The 8965-nt window shown below is 34.6% G+C and carries 9 protein-coding genes and 3 pseudogenes; 6 read left to right on the top strand and 6 right to left on the bottom strand.

Features of this window, described 5'->3' with window-relative positions:
• The 4 genes and pseudogenes from AC1M36_RS26980 to AC1M36_RS26965 all read left to right on the top strand — a co-directional run.
• Nucleotides 1-323, top strand: a 323-nt coding sequence (locus tag AC1M36_RS26980; RefSeq protein ID WP_479846447.1) for an Rpn family recombination-promoting nuclease/putative transposase, incomplete at its 5' end; no start/stop codon positions are given.
• Between the two features lie 405 nt (nt 324-728).
• Nucleotides 729-1436: pseudogene (locus tag AC1M36_RS26975) on the top strand (IS6 family transposase).
• 355 nt (nt 1437-1791) lie between these two features.
• The gene (locus tag AC1M36_RS26970; RefSeq protein WP_479846446.1) at nt 1792-2634 is read left to right on the top strand and encodes an N-acetylmuramoyl-L-alanine amidase; all 843 of its coding nucleotides are present in this window, start codon (nt 1792-1794) and stop codon (nt 2632-2634) included.
• A gap of 601 nt (nt 2635-3235) precedes the next feature.
• Nucleotides 3236-3925 (top strand): IS6 family transposase, encoded by a 690-nt coding sequence (locus tag AC1M36_RS26965; protein ID WP_479846445.1) that lies wholly within the window; start codon nt 3236-3238, stop codon nt 3923-3925.
• Nucleotides 3926-4155: 230 nt separating this feature from the next.
• Here AC1M36_RS26965 and AC1M36_RS26960 read toward each other — a convergent pair whose 3' ends face one another.
• From AC1M36_RS26960 to AC1M36_RS26935, 6 genes and pseudogenes are all read right to left on the bottom strand, one after another.
• A complete protein-coding gene (locus AC1M36_RS26960; RefSeq protein WP_336454489.1) occupies nt 4156-4746 on the bottom strand; it encodes a DUF3967 domain-containing protein in 591 nt (196 codons plus the stop codon).
• A 91-nt stretch (nt 4747-4837) separates the two neighbouring features.
• Complete coding sequence (locus AC1M36_RS26955) at nt 4838-5269, bottom strand: hypothetical protein (RefSeq protein WP_336454490.1); 432 nt, start codon at nt 5267-5269, stop codon at nt 4838-4840.
• Nucleotides 5270-5730: 461 nt separating this feature from the next.
• Nucleotides 5731-5958: a hypothetical protein gene (locus AC1M36_RS26950; RefSeq protein WP_479846444.1), complete on the bottom strand. Its 228-nt coding sequence runs from the start codon at nt 5956-5958 to the stop codon at nt 5731-5733.
• 19 nt (nt 5959-5977) lie between these two features.
• Nucleotides 5978-6394 (bottom strand): replication-relaxation family protein, encoded by a 417-nt coding sequence (locus AC1M36_RS26945; protein ID WP_479846443.1) that lies wholly within the window; start codon nt 6392-6394, stop codon nt 5978-5980.
• 29 nt (nt 6395-6423) lie between these two features.
• The gene (locus tag AC1M36_RS26940) at nt 6424-7110 is read right to left on the bottom strand and encodes an IS6 family transposase (protein WP_431613445.1); all 687 of its coding nucleotides are present in this window, start codon (nt 7108-7110) and stop codon (nt 6424-6426) included.
• Between the two features lie 259 nt (nt 7111-7369).
• Nucleotides 7370-7441 (bottom strand): annotated as a pseudogene (locus tag AC1M36_RS26935) (IS6 family transposase); the annotation flags it as partial.
• Nucleotides 7442-7498: 57 nt separating this feature from the next.
• On the opposite strand from AC1M36_RS26935, the gene AC1M36_RS26930 reads away from it, so the two are divergent.
• Both AC1M36_RS26930 and AC1M36_RS26925 read left to right on the top strand, forming a co-directional pair.
• A complete protein-coding gene (locus AC1M36_RS26930) occupies nt 7499-8167 on the top strand; it encodes a poly-gamma-glutamate hydrolase family protein (RefSeq protein ID WP_479846442.1) in 669 nt (222 codons plus the stop codon).
• Nucleotides 8168-8176: 9 nt separating this feature from the next.
• Nucleotides 8177-8365: pseudogene (locus AC1M36_RS26925) on the top strand (IS6 family transposase); the annotation flags it as partial.
• Nucleotides 8366-8965 lie beyond the last annotated feature (600 nt).

The following is an 8965-nucleotide window of genomic DNA, read 5'->3' as shown; positions in this document are numbered from 1 at the left end:
AATTAACCCAAACATTGGAGGATATTGCGATGAACCAAGACCCTATTTTACAAAAGGCAATGAATAAATGGGAACGTATGAGTCAAGATTCTTCTTTCCGACAAGCGTATGAAGCAAGGGAGAAAGCGTTGATGGATGAAGCGGCGAAGTTTGCCCATGCTCGTAATGAAGGAAAAAAAGAAGGCATCCAAGAAGGCGTTCAGCAAGGGAAAATACAAATGATTAAAGGTATGCATGAACTTGGTGTACCAATCGAAACAATTGCAAAAGCAAGTAAATTAAGTATAGAAGAAGTTGAACATATTTTGAGAGAAAATTCATAATAAAAAACTAAGAAAGCAAAAGAGCCACAATCCCCAATGGCTGGGATTGTGGCTCTTTCAAGATGCAAGAAGAAGACATAAGAGAAAAGATCAGTGACAAGATATTTATACATAGAAGAGACTTGTCACTGTTACGTTCTCTTTAAGAGTATAGCATAAAAGGGTTCTGGTGCAAAAACTTCAGGATAATTATAATAAATCTATAAAACTTGGTTCTGGTGCAAAAATCATTTGATAGAGGCATAGAAACCTGCATAGACTGTTCAATGGTAGATTATGATGCAATTCCAAATCATTTATGTATGAATCTAACGGTTCTGGTGCGAAAACTTCAAGCTAATTGCAAGTAATCTCTAAATCTTGGACATACTGATACTAGTACTCTAAAAAAGGTGCGTGATCAGTATGGAAAAGTGAAATTTATTCAAGTGGAAGCATTATCACCATGATATTATTTTGCAAACAGTAAGATGGTACCTACGGTACAACTTGAGCTTTCGTGATTTGGTGGAAATGATGGAGGAACGGGGCTTATCCGTTGCTCATACAACGATTATGCCGTGGGTTCATCAGTATGGTCCTGAATTAGACAAAAGAATCCGTCGTCATCTCAAGCAAACCAATGACTCTTGGAGAGTCGATGAAACATATATCAAAGTAAAAAGTCAATGGATTTACCTGTATCGTGCTGTCGATTCGAAAGGAAATACCATCGATTTTTACTTAAGCAAAACAAGAAACCACAAGGCTGCAAAGCGATTCTTCAAGAAAGCTTTGCAGTCTTTTCATATTTCTAAACCTCGCGTGATAACAGTAGATAAGAATCCTGCTTACCCTGTAGCAATTCAAGCGTTGAAAAAAGAGAAACATATGCCTGAAGGCATAAAAATTAGGCAAGTTAGATATCTCAATAATATAGTGGAACAAGATCATCGTTTTATTAAGAAACGTGTGCGTTCTATGTTGGGATTCAAGTCATTTAAAACAGCAATCTCTATATTGAGTGGTGTGGAAGCCATGCATATGATAAAAAAGGGACAGATTGATTTAGAAAATCAATCTGTCCAAAATCAAAAAGAGTTCATTCACCAAATGTTTGGACTTATAGCATAAGATACGATTCCGTTAGGAATCTACTATTCTCGATGTCATTCTTCATATATTTTGCACCAGAACCCATTTTTTTAATATAGAGATGAATAGGGTTAATCCCTTTTTATATCATAAATAAATACATACATTTCAAGATTTTACTAATTTTGATTCTGAAAAAATAATTATTTATAAAAAACAAAATTATATATTGATTTTGTTTTTTATTTTGAGTAAAATTCAAAAGAATTAATTAGGACAGTGATAGTTTAGTAGTTTAATTGAAATCCTTTTTTTAGGAAGGGGATGTAGAGTCTAGTAGACTTGGAGTGTAGGGAATATCTGTAAATTCATATGCAAAGGGAGAGTAAAGTAAGTGACAGCATTGAAGAAATTATCAGCTTTTGTGAAAGGTAGCATTGTTTTATTATGTGTAGCATGTATGTATTTTGCTATACCAACTGCACATGCAAGTGCGGAGACAGTTAAGATTTATCTTGATCCAGGTCATGGTGGAACGGATACAGGAGCGATTGGAAATGGTTTACGAGAAAAAGACTTAACATTAGATATTGCAACACGTATTCGTAACATTTTAAATGCAGAATATACAGGGCATGAAATTAGAATGAGTCGTACGAGTGATGTATACCCTACGTTAACGCAGCGAACAACTGATGCAAATAATTTGGGAGCAGACTTTTTCTTATCTGTACATATTAATAGTGGTGGTGGCACTGGTTATGAAGATTATAGTTATCCAAATGCAGGAGCACCAACTACGACTTACCAAAATATAATTCATCAAGAAATTATGAAAACAACTGCCCTTTATGATAGAGGAGTTAAAACGAATAATTTCCATGTGTTAAGAGAAACGAATATGCCAGCAGTATTAACTGAAAATGGGTTTATTGATCGAGCAGAAGATGCTCAAAAATTAGGTAATGCAACATTTAGAGAACAACTTGCAAGAGGACATGTAAATGGTTTAGTAAAGGCATTTGGGTTACAGAAGAAAACATTCTTAATTCGTGTGAAAGCAGAAGAATTATATTATTATAATCAACCTGATTGGAATGCAAAGGCTGGTACTGTGAAACAAGGTGATGTATTCACTGTTGTGGAAACGTTAACTGTAAATGGTTCAAAAATGTATAAGCTGAAATCAGGAAACTATATAACTGCTAATCCTTTATATGTTGAGGTTTTACAGTAAAGATTTAATTGAAAAGAGACAATGATGAGTTAATTCATCATTGTCTCTTTTATTTTTCCTCTTACGAATGTAAACTAATATTCAAAAGTTTACTTTCATTATTACAGGATGTTCATTAACATTTCAAAAATAATTAAAATATATGTACGACTAAAGTATAAATAAAACCATTAAGCTTTGCTAAAACTACGTAATAGAGATTTTTCAAATTTACATACACTCTAGATAATTAAGATGAAGCATCCAAAACGGGTGTTTTTTTCTTTGTTATATAAAATTTATATAATAAACGTGAAATTGAACAAAGTGGACAATTGAAAATATAATACCTCGTAGCCAAAATGTTTTAAACAAACGTTTGTTTAATTTTCCCACAATTGATTTCTTCATCATATAAGTAAAAAAGGGATAAGAACACTTTTTTAGTGCATTATCTCTTTTTTAATATGCACTTCATATCCCAAATTCACCACATATTTCAATGGGACTTACAGATTGCTCTTCTAAAAAATTATAACTTATATTTTGTAAAAAGGGTTGTGTTGCAAAGATTTCTAAACTGAGATAACCTGTAGAAAAAGTGTGAGCAGGAGAATGATATATGGGGTATTTTAAAGGAAAACAGTTTAAAAAGGATATTATTTTGGTAGCCGTCGGCTACTATTGTCGTTTTTCTTTAAGTTATTGCGATGTGTCTGAAATCCTGAAAGAACGTGGTATTTCAGTTCACCCAACAACCATCATGCGATGGGTTCATGAATATGGCAATCTCATCTATCAAAATTGGAAAGTGAAAAATAAATCTGCACGCTTATCTTGGCATTTGGATGAGACTTATATCAAAGTTAAGGGAGAATGGCGTTATCTCTATCGTGCAATTAATAAAGATGGACACACATTGGATATTCAACTTCGTAAAAAGCGGAATCATCAGGCTGCCTATGCCTTCATGAAAAGATTAGTAAAACATTTTGGAGAACCTACGGTTCTCACTACAGACAAAGCGCCAGCATTACTTTGCGCATTTAACAAATTAAGAAAACAAGGATTTTATCAAACTACCATCCATTGTACAATCAAGCATTTAAACAATCTTATTGAACAGGATCATAGGCATGTAAAAAGACGTTTTGCCAAATCTGCAGGATTTCAAAATCTTCGCCATGCTTCACGTACCTTGAAAGGCATTGAAACCGTTCATGCTCTATATAAACGAAAACGAAGTTTGCAACAACCAAACTTCGTTTTTTCGACGTACAATGAATTACAACAATTACTAACGATTGCATAAAATCCATCTGCAATCATACCAACTTTTTATCTGTTAAGAAACTTTGCAACAGAACCCTAGATTACTACATCGCTAATAAATTAAATGAACGTGAACAGCATACCCTAAACGACATAATTTCCGACAGTAAATAATTTTAACTTGCTAATAGAAAATCAGCCCTACATATGTAGGGCTTTTTATATACTTACTCACAAGTAGAAAAGTATATTTTTCTACTCTTGCGTAGTTTACCAGAACCTCCACCAAGGCTTTTTCTCCTCTTTTGCAGCAGCAACCTCATCCCGAAACTCCTGCATCATTCTCTTCGCTTCCTGCATCTCACGCAAAGTTTTCATTAGATTCTCATCCCGTGCTTCTAATCGTTTTTCCACTCGTTCATTGTGCGCTTCTATGCTTGCTTTGATTTCCTCGTTACTTTGCTTCGCTTGCTCACTCAATCGCTTTTCCATTGCTAACATACTCTGATTCATTTCTTTCGCCATAACACTATATTGTTGCTGCAATTGCTGTTTAATGTGGAATGGGACTAAGTCCGTTTCCTCAGGCTCTTCTTTAATCAGATCCGGATTAACTTTTTCTATTTGCTGCGCAATCATCTTCGCAGCCTTTTCTAACGTCATACCGTCATGCTTACTAAGCTCAATTAATTTCTCAATAACCATAATGTCACTGTCTGTGTATTGGCGTCTACCACGATTATCTTTCTTTACTGTAAATCCTTCTCGTTGTAACACTTCCATATACTTTCTTAACGTACTATCACTTATTCCTAGCCTTTTGTATACTTCACTAGAGGAATAAACAATCCCATCCGTCATAGCGTCACAACACCTCCTAGTGACAGTATTCCATGATGATTGATAAATTCCTGCAAAGAAAAAACCCTGTATAAACAGGGTTTTTTCTTAATTATTTAAATTGCCAATTTACCACATAGTTCCACGGACTATCTTGGCTATATGGCATTACACCAATACGTAAATAATAAGTTTTACTAGGGTTAATGCTTACTGTCTTTGGTGTTTCAGACATTGTCCATGAACCTAAAAGTCTACCAGACGCACTATCTTCATAAATAGAAATTTTAGTAGCTGAATGTCCCCATAAATCCACAGAAAGTGATTTTTGACTTAGGCTCGCAGCTTTTACTGGAATTAAATGATAAGCACTAATAGAATAAAGTGTTCCGTTAGTTTGTCCGTTACCTACATTAACTGATGCCATGGAATTGGATGAAATCTTTTTATCAACTACCTGAGATTGTTCAGCTGCAAGTGCTCCTCCAGCTCCAGATAAAGCAATTCCAGTTGCTAAAGCTCCAATTGCTAGTTTTTTAAACATAAAAAATCCCCCTTTTTATATTTTTATAACTTGCATCTTTATCATAATATCAACTTCCATTTATGTAAATATATAACATTTTTAGAAATATAAATCCAATTATTGCAAATTTTTAGTTAAGATATGATGTTTGATAATAAAGATATATGGTTATTGTCACATCTTGAATACTGCAATAAAAAAGCCCTACAACTGTAGGACTAAATTGCTTTAGCTATCTCAACAAGTAAACGCATAAACAACGGAATCATCTGCACCACTATATAGCCAATTCCTGCGCGACTTATTAATGAAAACCCTCGTTCCTGGCTACCAACCATAATAAACAATCCTCCGCATAACGCCACAACGGATGCAATAGGATATGACACTGCTTTAATTAAAAAGATAACTGGCTCAAATGCATTTACAATACGGTTATACAGTTGACCATCTATATAATTCTTTATCTTCCCATCATTTCATTGAACATCTTTGAATACTTCATTAACATCTGTTCCAGGTTCAGCAGCAAACCCATGAGTAATATCTATAAAATTGCTGAATATAATAGCACTACCGATTACTAATGATACTCGCACCGCGACAGGTGCGTATTTTTTTGCTTTCTTTTTGAACAAGCTCCACTTTTTCTTCGCTCCATAATTACCGTCCATGAAATCCTTGATGCTCATTGTCTCAGTTTCCATATGGACCATCTCCCTATTTTTAATGGAAATCAGTAACCGTAAATATGTTGCAATCCAATCCCTCGCACAGCTTCTGTAAGGTTTTCCTGCGGTATTCAGTTGTTGTGTACCATGTAAATTTAGGTGGTTTATCAAATACATTACAATCGATTAGCTTTCGGTACTTCTGCATTTTCACTCGGTTTGCGCTCATCTTCTGCTCGTGGTCAATCTCTACAATGTGATATCGACCCTCATCGTTAAATAAAGCATCTGCGATTATAGAAACAACACCTTTTACATTCATTTTTACTTCTTGCTTCCATGTATCAGGGCAACCGTATGCAATGTAGATATCATTTCTCATGATATAGTGCCTAAATTGATTAGAACGCTTTAAAACCTTCTTACTCCCAATGCGCTCACGTCGGTTCTGTTGCAAAGTTTCCGAAGACATAAAGAGATGGAGAATATTGTGGACCAGTTTTATGAAACTATTAATAATTCATGTAATGCGTTATACGTCGAAAAAACGAAGTTTGGTTGAAGACTTCGTTTTTGTTTGTATATGGCATGAACAGTTTCTATACCTTTAATAGTACGTGAGGCATGGCGAAGACTTTGAAACCCTAAAGAACGGGAGAATCGACGTTTCACATGTCGATGATCTTGCTCAATGATATTATTGAGGTGCTTGATTGTACGATGAAAGGTATTTTTGTAAAGACCTATCTCCTTTAATTTTTTGAATGCGGAAGCTAAAGAAGGGGCCTTATCTGTCGTCAGAATCGTTGGTTCTCCAAAAGTTCGAACAAGTCTTTTCATAAAAGCATATGCTGCTTGTGTGTCCCGTTTTTGACGAAGTTGAATATCAAGTGTTTGTCCCTCTTTATCAATTGCTCGATATAAATAACACCATTGCCCTTTCACCTTGATATAGGTTTCATCCAAACGCCAAGATAACAATGTGTTTTTGTTTTTCTTCTTCCAAATCTGATAAATGAGATTTCCATATTCATGAACCCATCGCATGATGGTTGTGGGATGGACCGATACACCACGTTCTTTCAAAATTTCAGATATATCTCGATAACTTAAAGAAAAACGACAGTAGTAGCCGACGGCTACTAAAATAATATCTTTCCTGAATTGTTTTCCTTTAAAATATCCCATTTATGATTCTCCTCACTCTGTTTTGCAAAAGTTTAGCTTAGTTTTAAAAACTTTGCAACAGAACCATTGAAGTTATGTTACAATGATAGGCGGATAGATGTGGTAAATTATGTGTAAATAGGTTATGATTACCTTTTGTGTGTATTAATCCGTATATGAGAAATAAGTGAATTTATGGTTAAAAAAACAAGCAATTGCACAACAGATAAAAATCAATGGTTTGTTCTTCGAAATCTACCGCACGATAGAGATACATTCATTGCGATTTTACCTTGATATACGTTTCATTGACTCTCCAGGAGTCATTTGTTTGCTTGAGATGACTACGTATTCATTTTCCGAATTCAGGATCATACAAGTAAGAGTTCAAATAAAAAGGAGAATTGAAATGAAAAAAACTATGTTAGCTCTGACATCTTTGTTCACTGCTTCAGCATTCGCTGTGTCTACAGCTTCAGCCGCATCGGATGTATACAATAACTTTGCAGAATTGTCGACGCATTACCAAATAGGTATAGATTATACCATTGAAACCCAAGATATACCAAGTGCTGATGCAATCATTTTAGCAATCCACGGTGGAAGGATTGAATCTGGAACGGACCAAATTGCAAAAAAAATTGCCCTAAGTGATTACAGTTACTACATATTTAATGCTAAAAAATATGAAGATTTAAATAACGATGAGCGAAATGATTTGCATCTAACTTCTACCCATTATGACGACCCAATAGCTCTGGGAATGACAGCACAAAAAAACAAAGTTATTTCTATCCATGGTGCGAAAGGAACAGAAAAACTAGTTTACATGGGTGGACTTGATGAGGAATTAAAGAAGAATATTTTGAGTAAATTGTCCGACGCAGGTTTCGGCATTGGGACTACACCTGACAATCTCAGAGGGACCGACCCGGAGAATATCGTAAATAAGGGTAAAAACCTAAAAGGCGTGCAACTGGAGCTTACCACTGCTTTGCGCGACGAGCTTACAAATGATAATTCCAAGATGAAAAAATTCAGTAATGCCATTCGGTCAGCGATAGCTGAGTCAAAGTGATGGTAATTTCGGTACAATTTAAGTTTTTGTGACTTCGTAGAAATGATGGGAAGGCAGAGACGATCTATCCCTCATACAACCATTATAAGTTGGATACATCAGTATAGTTCTGAATTGGACAAGCGGATACGTCGTCAATTAAAGGAAGTTAATGATTCTTGGTGAGTCGATGAAACGTATATCAAGGTAAAATCGCAATGAATGTATCTCTATCGTGCGATAGATTCCAAAGGTAATATAGTTGATTTGGTTCTGGTGCAAAAATTAACGCCTCCAAAGCATCATAATGGGGTTCAACTGGGATACATGTTTTTGGGGCATAGTCTCGTGTGCCCATCAAGCTAGGGTGTTTTTTCCTAAATCCCCGAAATAGGGGAATTAGCTTAATTCATTAAAAATTTATACATTATATCAAAAAGTACACCTTTTGGTTCACTTTTCATTACTATGTATTCAAATATCTAGTGAGTCCTTGGTATGTCTATAAAAGTATACCTTTTTAAACGAATTTTTGAGGTGAATTCTCATAAATAACTGTATAAAAATAAATTACTTGTTTGGTGGATTTCATTTCATTGGGTTGATGATTATGGGGTAATTAAGAATCTTAGCTTAATATTGATGTGGCGGTACCTCTATTATTGTTAGAATTATAAAAATAAATGTTTATATACATACTTTAAAATATAATGGTCTTATATTACTGGATATGAAAAGTAAAGGTTGAATTTATTAGGTGTTTTTAAAATTTTGTACTCATAATAACATTAGCAGTAGAAAATATTTCTCAATAATAAA

The organism is Bacillus sp. Medicinal_06, from assembly GCF_056711665.1.
Note: the sequence above shows the minus strand (reverse complement) of the source record. Positions and strands in the feature narration are given on the sequence as shown.